Origin of the sequence: Rufibacter tibetensis, assembly GCF_001310085.1 — a bacterium.
GTDB classification, from domain to species: Bacteria; Bacteroidota; Bacteroidia; order Cytophagales; family Hymenobacteraceae; genus Nibribacter; species Nibribacter tibetensis.
Genome location: NZ_CP012644.1, coordinates 72,423 through 89,094, shown reverse-complemented (window position 1 = coordinate 89,094; position 16,672 = coordinate 72,423). Strand labels below are relative to the sequence as shown.

The 16,672-nt window shown below is 53.1% G+C and carries 16 protein-coding genes; 6 read left to right on the top strand and 10 right to left on the bottom strand.

Translation table 11 applies throughout. The features are described from left to right. Positions 1-361: 361 nt before the first annotated feature. The 4 genes from DC20_RS21660 to DC20_RS21645 all read right to left on the bottom strand — a co-directional run bounded on the left by DC20_RS21660 (position 362) and on the right by DC20_RS21645 (position 4,416). Entirely contained in the window at positions 362-2,956 is a 2,595-nt protein-coding gene (locus DC20_RS21660; RefSeq protein ID WP_062546131.1) for a VirB4 family type IV secretion system protein, read from the bottom strand. Then, positions 2,928-3,203 carry a hypothetical protein gene (locus DC20_RS21655; protein WP_157593445.1) on the bottom strand — a complete coding sequence of 92 codons (276 nt, stop codon included), beginning with the start codon at positions 3,201-3,203 and terminating at the stop codon, positions 2,928-2,930. The genes DC20_RS21660 and DC20_RS21655 overlap by 29 nt, the downstream gene beginning before the upstream one ends. Positions 3,204-3,266: 63 nt before the next feature. Continuing rightward, positions 3,267-3,554 carry a hypothetical protein gene (locus DC20_RS21650; RefSeq protein ID WP_157593443.1) on the bottom strand — a complete coding sequence of 96 codons (288 nt, stop codon included), beginning with the start codon at positions 3,552-3,554 and terminating at the stop codon, positions 3,267-3,269. Positions 3,555-3,738: 184 nt separating this feature from the next. Continuing rightward, on the bottom strand, positions 3,739-4,416 hold the full coding sequence (locus DC20_RS21645; RefSeq protein WP_062546129.1) for a hypothetical protein: 678 nt from the start codon (positions 4,414-4,416) through the stop codon (positions 3,739-3,741). A gap of 263 nt (positions 4,417-4,679) precedes the next feature. On the opposite strand from DC20_RS21645, the gene DC20_RS21640 reads away from it, so the two are divergent. After that, positions 4,680-5,057 (top strand): hypothetical protein, encoded by a 378-nt coding sequence (locus tag DC20_RS21640; protein WP_062546128.1) that lies wholly within the window; start codon positions 4,680-4,682, stop codon positions 5,055-5,057. Positions 5,058-5,140: 83 nt separating this feature from the next. Beyond that, entirely contained in the window at positions 5,141-6,973 is a 1,833-nt protein-coding gene (locus DC20_RS21635; RefSeq protein WP_083470475.1) for a toprim domain-containing protein, read from the top strand. 315 nt (positions 6,974-7,288) lie between these two features. Here the strand turns inward: DC20_RS21635 and DC20_RS21630 are convergent, their stop codons facing one another. After that, complete coding sequence (locus tag DC20_RS21630; RefSeq protein ID WP_062546126.1) at positions 7,289-7,921, bottom strand: sensor histidine kinase; 633 nt, start codon at positions 7,919-7,921, stop codon at positions 7,289-7,291. A gap of 271 nt (positions 7,922-8,192) precedes the next feature. On the opposite strand from DC20_RS21630, the gene DC20_RS21625 reads away from it, so the two are divergent. Continuing rightward, positions 8,193-8,390 carry a hypothetical protein gene (locus tag DC20_RS21625; RefSeq protein ID WP_062546125.1) on the top strand — a complete coding sequence of 66 codons (198 nt, stop codon included), beginning with the start codon at positions 8,193-8,195 and terminating at the stop codon, positions 8,388-8,390. Positions 8,391-8,562: 172 nt separating this feature from the next. Here the strand turns inward: DC20_RS21625 and pelA are convergent, their stop codons facing one another. The 3 genes from pelA to DC20_RS21605 all read right to left on the bottom strand — a co-directional run bounded on the left by pelA (position 8,563) and on the right by DC20_RS21605 (position 11,704). After that, on the bottom strand, positions 8,563-9,696 hold the full coding sequence (gene pelA / locus DC20_RS21620; RefSeq protein ID WP_157593441.1) for a pectate lyase: 1,134 nt from the start codon (positions 9,694-9,696) through the stop codon (positions 8,563-8,565). Positions 9,697-10,140: 444 nt separating this feature from the next. Next, positions 10,141-10,422: a hypothetical protein gene (locus DC20_RS21615; RefSeq protein WP_062546124.1), complete on the bottom strand. Its 282-nt coding sequence runs from the start codon at positions 10,420-10,422 to the stop codon at positions 10,141-10,143. Positions 10,423-10,777: 355 nt separating this feature from the next. Further along, complete coding sequence (locus tag DC20_RS21605) at positions 10,778-11,704, bottom strand: replication initiation protein (RefSeq protein ID WP_062546122.1); 927 nt, start codon at positions 11,702-11,704, stop codon at positions 10,778-10,780. Between the two features lie 261 nt (positions 11,705-11,965). Here DC20_RS21605 and DC20_RS21600 point away from each other — a divergent pair, with 261 nt between their 5' ends. Beyond that, the gene (locus tag DC20_RS21600) at positions 11,966-12,253 is read left to right on the top strand and encodes a hypothetical protein (RefSeq protein WP_062546121.1); all 288 of its coding nucleotides are present in this window, start codon (positions 11,966-11,968) and stop codon (positions 12,251-12,253) included. A gap of 474 nt (positions 12,254-12,727) precedes the next feature. On the opposite strand, the gene DC20_RS21595 is transcribed toward DC20_RS21600, so the two are convergent. Then, the gene (locus DC20_RS21595; RefSeq protein ID WP_062546120.1) at positions 12,728-13,222 is read right to left on the bottom strand and encodes a hypothetical protein; all 495 of its coding nucleotides are present in this window, start codon (positions 13,220-13,222) and stop codon (positions 12,728-12,730) included. After that, entirely contained in the window at positions 13,206-13,892 is a 687-nt protein-coding gene (locus DC20_RS21590; RefSeq protein WP_394331554.1) for a P-loop NTPase family protein, read from the bottom strand. The genes DC20_RS21595 and DC20_RS21590 overlap by 17 nt, the downstream gene beginning before the upstream one ends. Before the next feature lie 1,238 nt (positions 13,893-15,130). On the opposite strand from DC20_RS21590, the gene DC20_RS21585 reads away from it, so the two are divergent. Both DC20_RS21585 and DC20_RS21580 read left to right on the top strand, forming a co-directional pair. Next, complete coding sequence (locus tag DC20_RS21585; protein ID WP_169788224.1) at positions 15,131-15,580, top strand: BfmA/BtgA family mobilization protein; 450 nt, start codon at positions 15,131-15,133, stop codon at positions 15,578-15,580. A 23-nt stretch (positions 15,581-15,603) separates the two neighbouring features. After that, positions 15,604-16,635 carry a DUF5712 family protein gene (locus tag DC20_RS21580; RefSeq protein ID WP_062546117.1) on the top strand — a complete coding sequence of 344 codons (1,032 nt, stop codon included), beginning with the start codon at positions 15,604-15,606 and terminating at the stop codon, positions 16,633-16,635. Positions 16,636-16,672: the final 37 nt, after the last annotated feature.

Below are 16,672 nucleotides of genomic sequence, written 5' to 3'. Positions count from 1 at the left end.
CGCCTGGGCCGCCGCCACAATCCCGGGTGGCGCCGTCAGTTTCTGCAGGGCCTCCCCCACGTTCCCCGAGCCGTCAAAAAGCTGGGTGACCCCTTTTATCCCCGCCCCCAGGATATGGGTCAGGTCCCGGTAGAAAAAGAGCAGGAGGAAGAGGGCCAGCGCCTTGACCACCGGTGAGAGGTCCATCTGCAGGCCATAGCCGGACAGGTAGCCCCGCCCGATGGAAACGATCAGGGCAATGCTCATGAACGTGGGCGTGATGAACCGGCAGATGGCCAGCACCGTCTCCAGCGACTCGTCACAGGCCCTCAGGAACCCGTCATTGATTCCATGGGCGACGAAAAGTAGTTGTGTCTCCATCTCATTTCCCCAATAGGCCCGCCCGCTTGTCTTCCGTGAACTGCTCCACGGCGTAGTCCAGGCGCTGCTCGGTATAGGTTTCGAACACCGGCAGTCCGCCTTCCATCCTGACATTCCCGTACCGGTCACGGGCAAACCGGCGGCGCTGCTGCTGGTAGCGCTTCACCAGCCGGTTCAAATGGTTCCGTTCGGCCGGCTTGGAGCTCAGGACGGCGCTCAGCTCCGGGGACGCCTCCAGCACGTACACCTTCCCTTTCGACCCCTGCTTGATGAAAAACTCCCGGAATTCCGACGTGGACCGGACGGATCGGATCAGGTCCATTTCGTGGTCCGTGAGCCCCAGTGGGATCTGCAACTGGGCGAGGGAATCCGGGTTGGCGTGCCGCAGGATGATCTTCGTCGAGCTGTTGTTGATCAGGGCATAGCCGATCCGGCTTTCGACGATTTCCCCGATCCCCTGCGTGATGATGGTGATGGAGCCGTTCGTTTTCCGGATCGTGCGGTACATGGAGACGATGAACTCCTCCATCACCCCGCCGGAGAGCATGGCCCACGCCTCGTCCAGGGCGATGTATTTGATGTCGTCCGGGAACTTGCGGAACAGGTCCAGCGACAGCTCCGTGATGAGCATGGCCACCACCGGGTAGAGGTCGGGGTCTGCCTTCACCTTCGCCAGGTCAAAGCAGATGAGCCGGTGCTCCGAAAGCTCCACCTCCTGCCGGGCGTTGAGGACCTTCTCGTACCGGCCGCCCTCGGTGAACTGCGCCAGCACCAGGAAGAACTGGTGGAGGTCGAAATACGCCATGTCCTTCCTGTACTGCTCCCGCATCTCCCCCTTCCCGTCGGGGTGTTCCGCGGGGCGGCGCATGTCGTCGTCAAACCTCCGCACAAAGCGCAGGAAGCCCGCCATGCCCGGCATTTCCCCTTCGCCCTGGCTTCCGTCGCCTTCCCCGTTGAGGTACTTGTAGTACTGGATCAGGAAACGGCTCAGGATTGCCCTCTCGGGTTTGCTCAGGGGGGCACTGTCCCCGCCGCCCTTCCACAGGACGGCCAGCAGGGCCAGGTGGAAGTTCAGCTTCTCATCGGAGTAGCGCCATCGGGTGCCATCCGGGGAGCGGGGAACCAGGAAGGGATTGAACTCGATGGGGTTCTCCGGGTCATACTCAAAGTAGGTGTTCCCGAAGTCCGCCCCGTTCAGCGACTGGACCACGTTGCGGTAGGTGCCCCCGATGTCGATGAGGATCTGCCGGGCCTGCCGCTCGTGCCGCTGCACCACAATGTAGCCGAAAGTGTAGCTTTTCCCGGAGCCGGAAGGGCCGATCACGATGGCGTTCTGGTTATCCAGGTCCGTGTTGAACAAGTTCACCTGCAGCAGGTTCCGCTGCCGGTCGCAGAAGTATTCCCCCACCCGGTCCGTTCTGTAGGTCGCCGTCCAGTGCATGTGGCACACGCCCCGGTCCGCGCTGGTCACCAGCCACCTGTCCGGGATCTGGAAGGCGTTGCCCGGCAGCAGTCCGAAGTACAGCGGCAGGGACAGGTGGGACTCCACGACGCTTTCCATGCCGAAGATGCTGCGGAAAGCGGCCGTCGTTTTCTCGATGTTCTCCCGCCGGAGGAAATCGTTCGCCTCCCAAAGGAGCACCGAGAGGTGCAGGCCGATGATCTGTTTGCTGCCCGCCCGCACCTCGGCGGTGAACTGCTCTATCTCCAAGGCCCGCAGCTGGTTGTCCTGCGTGGCCAGCCGGGCCAGCGAGGTGTTCAGTTTCCGGTCGGTGTCCAGGCTTGAAAGGGCCGCCCGGGTATCCTGGAGGAGGAAGGCCTGCGTCAGGACATGCGGGCAGGGCAACGAGACGGTCAGGGGGTAGACCATCGGGGCGGTGACGCCGTAGCCGTTGCGCACCGCCGGATGCTGCTCACTTCCCTGCCCCACCAGGGAGAGGATCGACACTTTGTGCTCCCCCACCGCCAGGGTCCCGGCCCCGTTGGAGATTTCCCGCTCCTGCCGTTTTGGGACGGTATCGAACTGGAGGTTGAAGTACTGGTGATACAGGTCCCTGATCGCCTCCGTGCCCAGCCGCTGGACCTGCACCTCCCCGGTCCCGGCCAGGGCTGCGGCGAACTCCTGGGCCGCCGACTCGGCCAGCTCCAGGGTGTTGGCCACGCGTTCGAAGGGGTTCCTGATCAGGGATTCCCCCATCCGGGAAACCAGGGCGTTCAGGGCATTCGTCCTGACGGGCTTCCCCTCCACGGGGGCGAAACTCAGGAACAGGTAGGATCTCTGGAAAAGCACCAGCCTCTCGAAGAAGTGCTTGTTCATTTTCCCCTCGAAGTAGGTCTGTTCCCTTTTGTCTGCCCGGTAGGGGCGGTCATAGTAGATATCCGTTTTCTGGATGATGGTATTGACCGGCAAGGGCCGCATCATTCCCAGCAGGGCCTGGTTGAAGGAAGTGAAATCCTGAGGGGTCCAGCTTTCCATCTCCGCCGGCTCCACCTGGAAACCGACCCCTACCCGGCCATCCTTGAAAACAACCTTGTTGCCCTCGAAGGAATGCACCGGCATGACGGCCTCAAACGGAACGGTTCTTTCTTTTCTCATTTTTCTGCAAGGTTTTGGGAAAGATGCCGACGGCGATGCGCCGCGGCTGCAGGAAGCGGTAGGACAGCCAGCCTAAAAGGAATCCGGGGGGACGGGTCCTGGTGAGCAGACGCAGCACGGACAGGAGCCCTATCTCCAGCAGGAACACCACCAAATAGACAAGGCGCGGGACGGGGAGCAGCAGGTTCAGCAGCCCGAGCAGCAGCACCGACCCTATGAACAGCCCTACCACCAGGCCCAGGTCCATGAGGTTCATCCCCAGTACCTGGGCCGGTCTCTCAATGCTTCGATAGGAGCGCATGGGGGAAGATTATCTCACGCCTCCTTCCCCTCCCACGGTCCCGACCAGGTCATCCTTGAAGAACTGGAAGCCGAACCACAGGATCACCCCCCCGACGAGCCAACCCAGTGAGGAAAGGGCATCCGGGGCCCCGTTGATGAATTTCATCACCACCCGGATCAGGCCAATCACCAGGATGATGGAAAAGAGGATCTGCACGATGGTGATGATGGTCTCCTGGACTCCTTCCAGCGCGGCCGCGGTCCCACCCTGTGCCTGGGCCCGCTGCGCCATGGCCAGGCACAGGGCGATGGACATAGCCCGTTTTTCCCAGGGGGAGGCCCTGTAGGTAAGCGCCTGCAGCGCCACTGACTTTGTATTCTCCGAGAAACGGGCCCATAGCCCTGTTCCCCAACTTCTCTGTTTGGTAAACATTGGTCTTATAGGTTAAGGTTAATGGATAATAACTGTCAGGTTTCCCTGGGCGGGCGGTTGCCGGCGTTCAGGACGCTTTGTCCCCCGGGTCTGCAACCGTTGGGCCTCCAAGGAAAAGTTCTCCCAGTGCCTCTTTCTGGTTTGTCAGCTTGGCCCGCAGGGCGGCTCCTCTGCGGGCGCGGTGCGCGGCGACGGCCTGCCGGTTTAGGGAGTCATTCTCCGTCTCGGCCGGGGCGGTCACCGCGTTGTAGAATAGAGAGGGGGCAATGGCGTCATCCCCTTCTTCCGGGGTGGCCGGGCTGCCTTGGGAAGGGTCCGGCGGAGGTGGCGATGTTTCCTGAGGGAGGCCATCCTCGGGGAAAAGGCCAGACTCAGGTGTATCAGAAACAGGTTTAGATTGATCAGGGCTGCCTGGAGGGTTTTTCGCCTGCTCCCACGAGGGGGCAAGGTGCCCCTCTCCCATGATGGAATCTTCCTCCCAGGAATCTGGCTGGGGTTCGGCCCCCTCCAGCAACTCCTCTATGATATTCTGTATTCCACCATGTTCGGATGGCTCCGCATTGGGAATCGGATCAATGAAATCGCTGACATCATAATAACGGTTTGGGATACATTGGAAACGGTGGAGGCCGGAGCCGCTTTCAGGGGCCACCCTGCCTTTGCCATAAAATCTCCACCAAACCAACACTATCAGCAACAGTGCCGGGACGAGCACTAAACCAATAAGGAAGGTTTGATGCGCCATGGTATCCCTTAAACGTTCCAGGTAGTGAAAAGTTATATAAAAGTTAGTAAAATATTATTCAAAACTTATCATATAATTATACGTTTTACTACCCAAAGGCACAGTGCCTTCCGCCTGAAGGTAACAAACTGATTTTTAAGATATTGTTTTTATATCATTTGATAAATAATCATACATTGTAGGCAAATATTGACATTGACTGTCCATTTGGTACCTGAGCGCTTCCCCCGGCTGAGGTTGTGGATTGTCCAACACCCTCAATCATGCCTTCAAATGAGATCATAAAACCGTTGGGGTTCCCGGACCCTACCCTATTCGTACTGTATGCAGATGTGCTACGCTACATTCAATACCGGTTGAAGGTCTTAGGGCATGGGCAGCTGAAGCCTTTCTGTGAGCAGCACACGTTTCCCTACACCACGGTCGTGAACCTGAAGAACGGGATGCTGAAACGGAAGGAGCACCGCCTTCTCCAGCGCCTCCTGGCCGCCCTCTCCTTTGAAACCACCGCCTCCAAGAACCCGGTGGCGACGGGCGAGGAGGACCGCTACCTTTTTCTCTTTCCCGGGCAGCAGGAGCTGCTGCAGTTCAGGGACCAGCTGACCTACATCGACAGCCTTTCCAAGGACGGGCCCCGTTAACCCCGTTTTGGTCGGTACCGGGGAGGTCGGCGGGTTTACCCCATCCGCAATTTCAGGAATATTGTTTTTCACCCTATATCATCATGATGGAAAGGAAAGCATTGGAAAACGATCCCCAGGAACTTGAACGCTTCAAACAGGACATTGACCTGGTCGCTTATGCCCAATCTCAGGGCTATCAGCTCAAGTCCCAGGGAAAGCGAGGGGACTGGCACCACCTCGTCCACGACGGCGAGCACCTCATCATCTCCCGGAAAAACCACAAGCAGGTCTACCTCAACCCCGGGGATGACCGGGACCGGGGCACGATCATCGATTTCGTGAAAACCCGGGAAAACATGAACCTGGGGGAGGTGCGCCTGCATCTGCGGGAGTACCTCAACGGGAACCCTTCCCCCCCGCAACTCCCGGTGGGAGACACCGGGCCAATCTCCTCAGGGGCCGGTTCTTCCCAAGGCAAGGGGAAAGAGGGGCCGGATGACGAGGAAATCCGGAGGACCCGGCTGATCTCCGAGGTGCTGGGGGTGCGCAGGGAGCTGAGTGACCGCAGTTACCTGCATAGCCGGGGGATAACCGACGCCACCATCGACAATCCCGCCTTCCAGGGCCGCGTCTTCACCAGCCAGCAGAACGGTCACCGTAATACCGCCTTTCCCCTGTACAATGAAAAGGGGCTGGCCAGCGTGGAGCAGAAAAACAAAGATTTCAAGAGCCTGCTGGAATTGCCCAAAGACGGCATCTGGGTGTCCCACCCCACTCAGGGCAAGGGCACTCCCATTGAGCGACTGGTGGTGACGGAAAGCGCCATAGACGCGATGAGTTACCATCAGCTGAAGCATGACGGCAAAAACACCATGTACATCGCCACTGCGGGCACGGTGACGGAAAGGCAAACGGAATTGATCCAGCGGATCATCGACAAACAGGTGCCCCGCGAGATCGTGCTGGCGGACGACCGGGATGCGGCCGGCCGGCGTTACAACATCAACTACCTGAACGACCTGCAGATGGCCCGCTCCTTCCGGCCCCTGGCGGACCAGGAGGCCTACGGGGAAGCGGCCCGGCCGATCAGCTGGCATGCGACCCTGGGGCGCTACCATACGAACCTGCGGGTGGATTTTCACCATGCCTCGGCGCAGGAGGGGGAGAAAATCGTCCAGCCCCTGCTCCGGCAGGCTGCCCATCTCAACTCCTCCCAGGAGGAACCCAGTATCGAGGTGACCATCCAGCGGTCCACGGAGAAGGATACGGTGGTGAAGCTGAGTGCGGCCCGGGCAGACACGGCCCAACTGGAGATCCTGAGCCAGGAACTGTACCGACAGCGGGAAAAGCTCCGGCCGGAAACCGAGCGCCAGCCGGCGAATTTCATTCGGGTGGACTATCCTCTCTCCAAGGATTTCAACCGGGACCTGGAGCTGACCCTCCAAGGGCTCACCCCGGAGCAGATTCGGCAGCAGGCGCGGCTGGAAGAAACGGAGCGCCACCTTCGGGAACGGCAGCCCGGCGAGGCTGGCCAGGAAAGACTGCCTGCCGGCACCTCTCCGGCGGTCTCCCCCCAAAAACAGATGGAAAAGGAGGCGGGAACCGAAAAGCAAGCCATGGTGCAGGTGAAGGAGATCGACCGGGGCCATGGGGCAAAAGGAAGGGCCGAGGCTGTGAGGGACACCCTGGAGCGAAGCGGGGCAATGGTCGGGGACATCCACAGCATCCGGCAGGAAGGGGCCAGGTTCTCGGAGATGTCCGTGCGTTACCGGACAAACCAAGAGGAGATCGGAAAAATCTCCCGGGCCCTGGATGCCGTCGGGAACCAGAAAGGGAATTCTGTTCTCGAGCATCCTTCCGACCGGGCGGAAAGAAGGGATCTCGCCGGCAAGGCCAGGGTCGACAGAGTGGCGCAGCAGGAAATTGCCCGCTAACCCCTAATTGGGTCAGACCGGTATTGCTTCATTCCTGGTATTACGCCAAGTTGTTCACGGGACTATGGATGATGGGGATTCTATTCTTCAGAACCCCTCTGTGCATACCATCCTTCGCACAGCACCAGGAATGGGCGTGCCCTGGACCGCAGAACCCACTTTGTCACGGCCTTTTAACTTCCCGTGCTTACCATGGACACATAGAGGAGGCGCTGAAAGTCACCAGGTAGGGAAAGCGTGGGGCAGACGCTATGCCAGTAAGCTGCCGCATTCCAATTTAGCCTCAGGGGGGAATGTACCCGGAGGGAAATCTCCCTACGCGCCGGGCAAGGGATATTCCCGCAAATAGACGGAGAACGTGGTGCCTAGCCCGGGTTGGCTTTCAACCTCTATATGCCCGCCATTCCTCTGGACTATGTTGCTTATCATGTGCAGTCCCAGCCCCGTACCCTCCGTGGAGGCATGGAAGCGCTCAAAAGGCTTGAAAAGCTGGTCCCGGTGCTTTTCCGGGTCTATGCCCACCCCATTGTCCCGCACTCTCAGCAACACGTGGCCTGGCAACATGGTGGTAGAGACCCACACCTGTGGCTTGCGGTCGGGGGAACGGTACTTCAAGGCGTTGCCCAGCAGGTTCTTCAGAATGCTCTCCAGGTAGGCCGAAGGTAAGACGATCGTCTCCCCTTCGGCGAAGTCAGTGCGGATTTCCGCCTGTAGCTCCCTGATTACCCCTGCGAACCCGTATTCAAGCGCATAATAGACCTCCCCGAACCGCAGGAACAGGGCCTCAGGACCAGTGGTGCCCTGGTACCTCAGGAGTTCCATCAAGCCGTCGAGGGTAGACTGGAGCTTCTTCACTTCCCCTTTGGCCATCGCCTTCTTCACCTTAGAGATGGTGTAAGGGACGGCACCGGTCAGTTTGGTGATCTTCTGATAAGGCCTATCCAACATTGAATACTTAATCCTCAAATTCTATTAGCCCAGGAGCTCATCCCTGCCTTCCGCTGAGTCAACCTCCCTGCACGTGTATAGGCCGCCTGCCTTGTGGTTTCGGATACGGAACTTGAACTACATGCTCAGTTGCTTGCCCTCAATCCGGGCCAGGTCCAAAATGATGGTGATGACCGGCTTGGTGAGAATGTTAAGGTCATTTGAAGATTAACAAAGAATTAACCAGACAAAAGCGAAGGACGTTTATCTTTGGCTTTTACCTCCCCCTGTTATGTTCAATTCCCTACCCCTCGGCAGCAATGTCAACCAAGAGGAAAGCATCCCGGTATTACCCTATGGAAAATTCGTTCTGATCAAGGACGGAAGGATTATGGGGTACTTTTCCACCTATTACGCGGCTTGCCGCTACGGGTTTACCAACTGTGAAAAAGGCAATTTCTCAGTGGAGGAATCAAGGCAGCAGAATTGAGCCCCCCAAACCCCACTATCTCGAGGTTAGTTTACTTTTACAAAGCCCGTAATACGGACCAGGGAGGCATAGGTGGCCTGTGGTGGGGCAGTAGACGTGGAAAACAGGGCAAACCAAGTGAGCCCTTCCGCTCCACTGCCCGTAAACGGCATTGGATTGGGAGACCTGAAGGCTATTTCACACCCCACTTCTTCACCCAGCCAGGGTATGCCTGAAGAATCTTGTGCGGTGTATCGGTGTACCATCCATAGTTGTTTCTGCGCTCATGCCCGATCTCGGCAAGCGAAAATTTCATGACCCCGTCACGGTCGCAGAAAAACGGTTTTTGGGTATTCAGGTCATAGAAACGCGCCCATATGGCGGGGGCGGACCTGTCCTGTACCACGGTAAGGTCGCTCTTCCCGCCCTCTATTGTTTTTTTCTCCAGCCTTATACCCTCCACCTTGTTTTTTTCGAACCACGCCACCGCCCCCTGCACGGCGGCGATCACCTGACTGGAGGGATTCTGCAGGCCCATCAGCAGCTGCGTTATGCCGACCGACTCTGCCCCGCTGAAGGAGGCGAGTTCGTATTTGCGGGCATTGGCCGGGACAAGGGTATTCCTGTCGTGCTGGGCGCACCACACGGTCGGTCTCCCGTTTACCCTTATCTGGGAGGCGAGGATGCAACCGATGCCCTTGTCGAAGGCTTCCCTTGCTTTTTCCTTTGTGGCCCCCGGGACTTGCAGGGCCCGGTAATCGCCCTTGTCGCCGTGGATGTCCCGCAGGAACTTCATGATGTTCACCATCGCGTCGTCGTTGTAGGTGACATGCGAGGCATAGGCCACGCTGCTCCCCTGGCGCAGCGGGAAGAACTGGGGCCAGCCGCCGTTTCCGTATTGGGCGGTCAGCACGTAAGCGAGCCCCTTCTCGAAGGCGGCCTTATACCGCTCATCTTTCTGGGAGGCATACACCCTGGCCAGGAACTTCAATTCCGTGATGGTTGCCCCGTTGTCGAACGTGGCCCCGATTTCCTGCCTTTCTTTGGTGAACTGTGCTTTTTCCCCTTCAGTGAAGACATGGTGATAAGGTTTGTTTTTCGCCCATCCGCCGACTTCTCTCTGGGTAAGCAAAACGTTCTCCGCGACCATCCATGCCTCCCTGCTGGCGTACCACTCGGCAGGCATCTGGCTTGCCACCTGACTCCACCTCATCCCCAGGTAATCACCTGGTTTGACTGGCTGCTTGCCCTGGCCAACGGCTAAAGCTGACAGCGCTACATTCAACAGAGATACTAACAGGAAGTTTTTAAGGGGGTTGTTCATCATTTCAAGGGCAATTTAGTTTCTACTGGGTGTTTACTACCCTACCAGATATCCGATTATACATCCTTACACCGGTCGCTTTACAGGGGTAACCCAACTGATGGATATTCTAATCCTTACATGGACGCGTTTATTCCATCATCCACCCAATATACCACTTTGCGGTAAGCCTTACTTCAACAATTGTGTCCTTTCCCTGTTTGGGCTGGTTTCCTTTGCTTCCGTTTCGAGCTCGGCAGATGCATGAAACTGGGGAGGAAACAAGGTCCTTCACCCAGCGGTTAGCAGGTGGTGGGAGGCAATTGGGAGGGTGCGCCTAGGTTCAACAAGCCCATCCAGGTGCGATGTGACCTTCTGAGGCTACTGGAATCCTTGGACCTCGTGGAAGTCTCCTCGAATGGCCAGCCCTGATCAGCAGGTTCCTTAACCAGGCAACCTTTCCCGTGGTCAGAGGCCACCTTTTTCATAGAGGAACACAGTGACGGCTGCGTGGGCGGAGTAGACTGCGTCCTCGGCGTAGCTCTCCAACGCTCTCTGGCTGGCCTCCCGTAAAGCCTTGTCCGCCCTCAGGAAGGGTGGGTGCTGGTGTTGGCCCGCCTCCATCTCCCTTATCTGCTCCCGGGCCTTTGAGATCAGGCCCTGGATGGTGGAAAGGGAGACTAGCCCCCGGTCACGCACCTCCTCAAGGGATTGCTGGATCTCACGGAGTTTCTTGATGTCTCTTTCCATTTTTTTCGGAACACCTTTTCTGTGGCGTGCTTTGTGTTCAGGGAATAAACGTGCTGCTTGAAATGCAGGGTCACCAGGCAGGTTCCCATCGTGGATCGCCTTGGCCTTACCCCTGCCTAAAGGCGCCTTGGGACCTAGTTAAGGAAGCGACCTTCCCCTCCCTATACGGAGCCTCTACCCTCCAGGTAAGCCTGTCATTGCTCATTGTATACCTAGAGGCCCGGAAAAGCCTTTTGAAACTTATCGGTACACGATTCTCCCTAAGTCCCATATGCTGCGCTCCGTTTAGAATGGAATTTACTTCAAAACCTTTTGGTCTCTTGGACGAAGCGGTCTTCTGCGCGGCATTCAAAACCTAAATCAACCCGTGAATCGTGAGAAAAAGCCCTCCCGGGTTGCTTTTCGCTTTGATGCGCTCGGTTTTCATCTTGAAGATGAAATCAAATAAGGCCCTGATCAGCTTAGGGTCTTCGAGTATCTTCTTCACTAAAGCCGGGTCCTTGATCTCCAAGGTCTCCAGGTGTTGCCGCGCCGCTGCGAGTTTGGCATCGTCCACCGCTTCCTCAAAGGGAATGGGGATCTGCTGTGGGATCTGGTTTTTCACATACAGGCGGATGTCCTCGAAGTTGCGGCCTTTTTTGAAAAGCTCGTAGCTGATGCGCAGGTCCGTGTTTTCGTTGATCTGGTTCACCGCCGTGTCGAGCACATATTTTTTGAAAGCCGAGATCTTCTCGTACTGCTCCGGTTCCTTTCCGGCGGGATCCTTCAGGCTCAGCATCACCTTGAAGTTGTGGAGTGACATCTTCGGAGTCTCCCCTATGTCCTTCCATTGGGAACATATCTGGTAGATACGCTTGGCAAATTTACTTGAGAGGCTGAAAACCGCCTGCAGCCGGTAACTGGTGAAGTTATTCTTCAGGTCAATCAGATATGGGCGCAGGCGCTCAGAGATCTCCAGTTCGATGATTCCCTCCCCTTTGATGTACAGGGCTGAAGCCAAAAGGCCCACCTGCAGGATCTGCTTCTTGTCCTCTATGTGGTATTCGCGGCTTCTGAGGTTGGAGGTTGACTCGAGAAGGCGCTGGTAGTTCCAGGACCTGCCCGTCAGCTCCTCCAGGGTCTTTACCCGGAGTCGGTAGATCGTGCCGATTTTGTCGTCTTTCTTCAGCATGGACAACAAAGAGAAGATGATGTCCATTTCACAGGCGCTCATTTCGTACCTTGCGGTGGTAAGGGCATTATGCTGCCTTATCTCTACTGCTGATATATCAGATGATTCCATCGTTCGAACTTATAATCTGGTACAAGGTAGATAAAAGAAGATAGAAAAGAAAGTCTATCCTTTTTTTCTATCTTTTCGCTTACCAAATCTATCCAAAAGACTTACAGAGTCTATCCTTACGGCTAACGCTTTCTATCCTTTGGCTTACAGTATCTATCCTCTCTCTTACCATATCTATCCCTAAGTCTAGTTAAGTAACTAATAAACAGGTATTTATAAGCACTGCAAATAGTGTTCAAATAATTAAAGATACTACAAATTGTGTTAACTCAAAAAAGAGGGCGTTTAGGGTTGTTGGTCCCGACCGAAATTGAAGATAATCAAAATACATATTGGGGCAAAAAATCAGCAAAAGAAAATAAAGAGGATCAGATAAAGAGGTTAGGATTGCACTTTTTAAAGAAAAGATATAAAATAACTGTCAAAAAGATAGAATTTGTACACCCGCCCTCCTTCCAGTGGAAGCAAGGCGCCATTGATGTTGAAAGGATAGAAATTGTAAGCGCACGGTTTCTACCCCCCTATCGGGAAGCGGCCGATTTCCTCTAAAGGATAGAAATTGTAAGCCTTACCACCTGTAAAACCCCTGAATGCCGCATTTGGGGCGGTCGGGAAAGGGAAATCACCCGTTTTCACTTACAGAATCTATCCTTTCGGGGTATTATGGCCGAATATTCTCCAAATGAAGCGGTTAACCCCTCAAAAGGATAGTTTTTGTATCTCTTAGTAAGCAGGAAGCAGGCGCAGATGGGGAAATTTCCCTGCTGAAAGGATAGAAATTGTAAGCATAGGGAGGTGAATGCGGCCTTGAAAGCAGGTTTTTGCCCTAAAGGATAGAAATGGTAAGTCAAAAGGGGTAATTCCAGGCCTTCACGGCTCTGTTTGCCCCCGAAAGGATAGAAACCGTAAGCGCGTGACGTACAATCTCTATCCTTTCAGCAGGTCCAGGCTCTCCACTTCACTGGCCGGGCAAGCCGAGCATAAATTTTCTATCCTTTCCCTTTAAAGGATAGAAACCGTAAGCTACCGGTTCGGTAACTTACCCGTCTTGCGAAGGTGGGCCTCATAAAACTCAAACGCCGCATCCCCATAATCGCGCAGGCTCCGGATTCCCATGCTGGTGGGAAGGAGCAAAACGTTCATTTTGGCCCTCATGACCGCATCTTTGGACATTCTCACATGCTGGGTCTCGGAATCTTCCACCACTGGGGCTACATTTTTCTCCGGTTTGCGTCCCCTGCCCTTCCCCTGCCGGCTGGGAAGCGGAGCCGCCGCCTCCACCATTGAACTCGGATCTGGGTCAGGGGCGCCCAAGGTTTCAGTTTCTGTTTCAGGAGCCGGGTCCCCCGCGGCGGGCATGACGGTTACCGCAGGTTCATTGGGTTCCGGCGTTTTCGGGGCAGCTTCCCCACTTGCCTTTACCGCCTCCCCTGCCATCCCTGACCTGGCCTGGTTCTTCTGTTCCTCACTTAGGGTTATACGGGGTTTCTTGATGCTGAATTTATTCGGCTGATTCATTCTTCGCAGTCGTTAATTGGTGCACTGGTAACTCTAACTTTTCTATGATTTCCTCACAAAGGGTTTTTATCTCCTCACTCACTGTTTTATCCCCGCCCGCATAGCGCAGATAAGCTGGGTTCAGCAGACTGAAAAGGGTCGAGGGGCGGGAATACGCAGCCCGCAGCCCTAGGGAGGAGTTCAGGCGGGAGAGCCCGATCTCATCAATGTACTCATCCATTTCCCTGTCCTCCCTCCTATTCGTCCTTTTGGTGGAAAGCCCATAGTAGGCAAAAGCGATCCCTTCCTTGTCGGCTACTGATTTTATCGAGTGCAGAATCCCCATGAAATCCGCGGTTGAGGCCCGGTCCAGGTAATCAGACACCAAAGGAACGAATACCACGTCACAAGCCGTCAAGGCGTCGAATATCTCATTGCCGTCTGCCCGTCCCGGTAAATCCAAGATCACCAGGTCATACTTGTCATTCTCCGGATTGTCGATGAAATCAAATATTTTTGTCATCGCCATCGGGAAAATGTCATAAGGATAGTTCGCCTCAGGGTCTGTTTCCCTGAGCTGCTCCAGGTTCGCCGCATCCATATGGATCCGGGTCTTCACAATGCTTTGCTGGTAATCGCAGTCCAGCACGGCTATTTTCAATTTGTAGTCCACTGCCAGGCAAGTAGACAATAACAAGGTCAGGGTTGATTTTCCCGATCCCCCCTTCTGTGTTGCGAAGCTTACAATTTTTCCCATCGAAGAGTATTAATGAATGTATTTATATACATGTTAACAAATGTACAAGTTTGCTTTTTAATGATTGACTAAGTTAACTTATCACCAACTCAATTTTTAAAAATGTTAAACCTTTAAATAATTGAAAGTTCAACAAGTTAATCTATTTACACTTTAACCTGTTAATACTTTAACTTATTAAGTCGTATATAGATTGAATTATTAATTTATTTAAAAGTTATTCTTTTAACTAATTAACATGTTAACAATTCAACTTATTAATTATGATCTTTGTTACTACATTAATAAGTAAATACGTTGCCACTTTAAGTTGTTAATACAGGTATAAGTTTGCGTATCAATTTTTTAATATGTAGAAAAAGTTAAAAGTAAATATTTATATAAGTTAAGTTTTTGACTATTTAACATGTTTACATGTATACAAGGTGATATGTTTACACATGTACAAATATACAAGTAGTTATATTAAGAAATTGACTTGTTAACAAATTAATAAAATAAGTTGTAAAGGTGTTTAAATTTAAACATATTAAAAAGGTTAAATGTTGAGGTGTTTACTAAAACACATATTAACTTGTTTCCAAGGAAATAGATGCACAACTTAATATATGAATAAATTGAATTTTAAACATGTTAACATATTAATTAGCAACAATCACTAAACACAGGTGCTTGTATAATTGTTAACAAATTAACAAACATATAAATCAACGCGGGTATTTTGATGCGCTGTTCACAAATTAACAAGTTAATAATCGTAATTAAAAACGCTTTGTAGGTTTTTCAACGCTGCATAGTTCAATCATATACAAATTGAATTGTTAACATATATACATGTCAATAGGGAATGCACATAAAACCCTATGGACACCACTCCTGTATAGTTATCTCGGTTTAAAGCTTAAGGAAAGGCGCTCTGAAAATGTAAGTACCCAGTGAGGCGACTCATGGAAGATCACTTCGTTCAATTATTGGCCAATCAATTAAGCCTTAGCAAGAAGAGAATTGTCTGAGCAATGATAAAACACTGTATTTCAATTCTTTGTCATCCATTAGAATGGGTGAATGTAAATATGAGTTATCTAAATGGTTGATTTACAGGATTAAAATGTAAATACTATGTAGGTATGGGAGCAGAAACAACTAAAAAGACCGCTTATACCACAGTGCGCATGTCCACTGTCGCACATGAATCCATCGTCAGGGAGGCGAAACGCCTAAAGTTGAAAAACATCGAATACATCGATGCCGCCATCAGGTATTTCTCCTTGCGTGGGCTAAATCCGGTAGAGGTAGAGGCAAGGGAGGGAACCATTATCATACAGCAGATCAAAAAACTGAGAGACCAGCTCTTTGCTTATATGCAGGAGGAAGAAAGAAGCGTTTTGATGCCGATGTTGGAGAAGTTAATCAAAATCCGATTAACGACGGAACGTGTGTTGCGGCTGCAGGAAGTCTTGCTAAGCACTAAATCGGAAGAGGAACTGAAGGGAATAAAAGAAAAGGTGGAGCAACTCAGAAACCAAAACGAAATGGCTATACAAGCACAGGTAAAGAAGGTTGTAAGGGAAGCAAAAGAATATGCGCCAGGCAAAACACGGCAGAAGAGTTCCAGTATATAAACTTCAAATTCCTTTCTTGTGCTATGTATGTTAAATTGGTAAATCCTAAGATCCATGGCAAAACAGCATACAATAATAAAGGGAGTTGCCAGCAAACATTGAACTACCTGATCCACGAAGCCAAAAGGGAGGCAGGGGAATACGATATTTTCTTTGACCAAACCAAGGATAACCTTCGCCTTGAAATTGTACGAAACGCCATTGACAACAATGTAAAAGGACTGCGTTCGCATCAGGAAAAATTCTTTTCCCTCATCATTGCGCCTAGTGAGACCGAACTTAGGCATATCAAAAACAGTGACCAACTCCTGCGAAACTATACCCGACAGGTGATGGAACTGTATGCCTCTAACTTCAACCTTAAAGAAGGGCGACGGCTTCAAAGCAAGAACCTCCTTTGGTTTGCCGCAATTCACCTGGAGCGGGAGTACAGGGGAAATGATAGTGAAGTACTGGCGGGAAATGCCCGGGTAGGGGAGAGGCGCCCCGGGCTGCAGACACATCTCCACGTAATTGTAAGCGCCAGGGACAGGGAGCAGAAGATCACCTTAAACCCTGGCGGAAGAAGGGGCAGGTTCAACCTGATGAACTGGCAAACAGCCTGTGGGCGACAATTCGAGAACCAGTTCAACTATTCAGCCTTGGAGACAGAGAAGCTCAGGCCTAGGCAGCGAGACTCCAGCAGGGATGCAGCCCGGGCTAAACGGATAGGAGAGCGCGTCGAGGCGCTCAATCTGCTTCTGCCTAAATCCAGTAGGCTGGATGGGGAACAGGTAAAGCAAATCGCCGTATCCAGGCAATATGATAAAACCTTCTATCGGTCTTTGAAACACCTGGAGGAAGTGGCCAGAGAGGGGTTGCCCCTGCAAAACCCCTATCACCTTCTGCGCACGGGGAGGGAGAAGGTGGCGCAGCAAACGTCCTCGAGGCTACAGGCCCGCCATTTATTGCACGCCTTCCGAATGGCGCTGCAGCCAAGGGAAGACAGATCTTCCCATACGGAAGATATAGGCGAAAGGAAAGGTAAAAGAAAAGGAGAGATCGAAATTGAATAGCCAGCGTTATTCCTGGTTTGGGATCTACAAGTTGAAT

What these genes read in the sequence shown, in the direction of transcription:
- DC20_RS21660 (WP_062546131.1), bottom strand. Translation starts at nt 2,956, where the DNA reads ATGAGAAAAGAAAGAACCGTTCCGTTTGAGGCCGTCATGCCGGTGCAT.
- DC20_RS21655 (WP_157593445.1), bottom strand. Translation starts at nt 3,203, where the DNA reads ATGGACCTGGGCCTGGTGGTAGGGCTGTTCATAGGGTCGGTGCTGCTG.
- DC20_RS21650 (WP_157593443.1), bottom strand. Translation starts at nt 3,554, where the DNA reads ATGTCCATCGCCCTGTGCCTGGCCATGGCGCAGCGGGCCCAGGCACAG.
- DC20_RS21645 (WP_062546129.1), bottom strand. Translation starts at nt 4,416, where the DNA reads ATGGCGCATCAAACCTTCCTTATTGGTTTAGTGCTCGTCCCGGCACTG.
- DC20_RS21640 (WP_062546128.1), top strand. Translation starts at nt 4,680, where the DNA reads ATGCCTTCAAATGAGATCATAAAACCGTTGGGGTTCCCGGACCCTACC.
- DC20_RS21635 (WP_083470475.1), top strand. Translation starts at nt 5,141, where the DNA reads ATGATGGAAAGGAAAGCATTGGAAAACGATCCCCAGGAACTTGAACGC.
- DC20_RS21630 (WP_062546126.1), bottom strand. Translation starts at nt 7,921, where the DNA reads ATGTTGGATAGGCCTTATCAGAAGATCACCAAACTGACCGGTGCCGTC.
- DC20_RS21625 (WP_062546125.1), top strand. Translation starts at nt 8,193, where the DNA reads ATGTTCAATTCCCTACCCCTCGGCAGCAATGTCAACCAAGAGGAAAGC.
- pelA (WP_157593441.1), bottom strand. Translation starts at nt 9,696, where the DNA reads ATGATGAACAACCCCCTTAAAAACTTCCTGTTAGTATCTCTGTTGAAT.
- DC20_RS21615 (WP_062546124.1), bottom strand. Translation starts at nt 10,422, where the DNA reads ATGGAAAGAGACATCAAGAAACTCCGTGAGATCCAGCAATCCCTTGAG.
- DC20_RS21605 (WP_062546122.1), bottom strand. Translation starts at nt 11,704, where the DNA reads ATGGAATCATCTGATATATCAGCAGTAGAGATAAGGCAGCATAATGCC.
- DC20_RS21595 (WP_062546120.1), bottom strand. Translation starts at nt 13,222, where the DNA reads ATGAATCAGCCGAATAAATTCAGCATCAAGAAACCCCGTATAACCCTA.
- DC20_RS21585 (WP_169788224.1), top strand. Translation starts at nt 15,131, where the DNA reads ATGTCCACTGTCGCACATGAATCCATCGTCAGGGAGGCGAAACGCCTA.
- DC20_RS21580 (WP_062546117.1), top strand. Translation starts at nt 15,604, where the DNA reads ATGTATGTTAAATTGGTAAATCCTAAGATCCATGGCAAAACAGCATAC.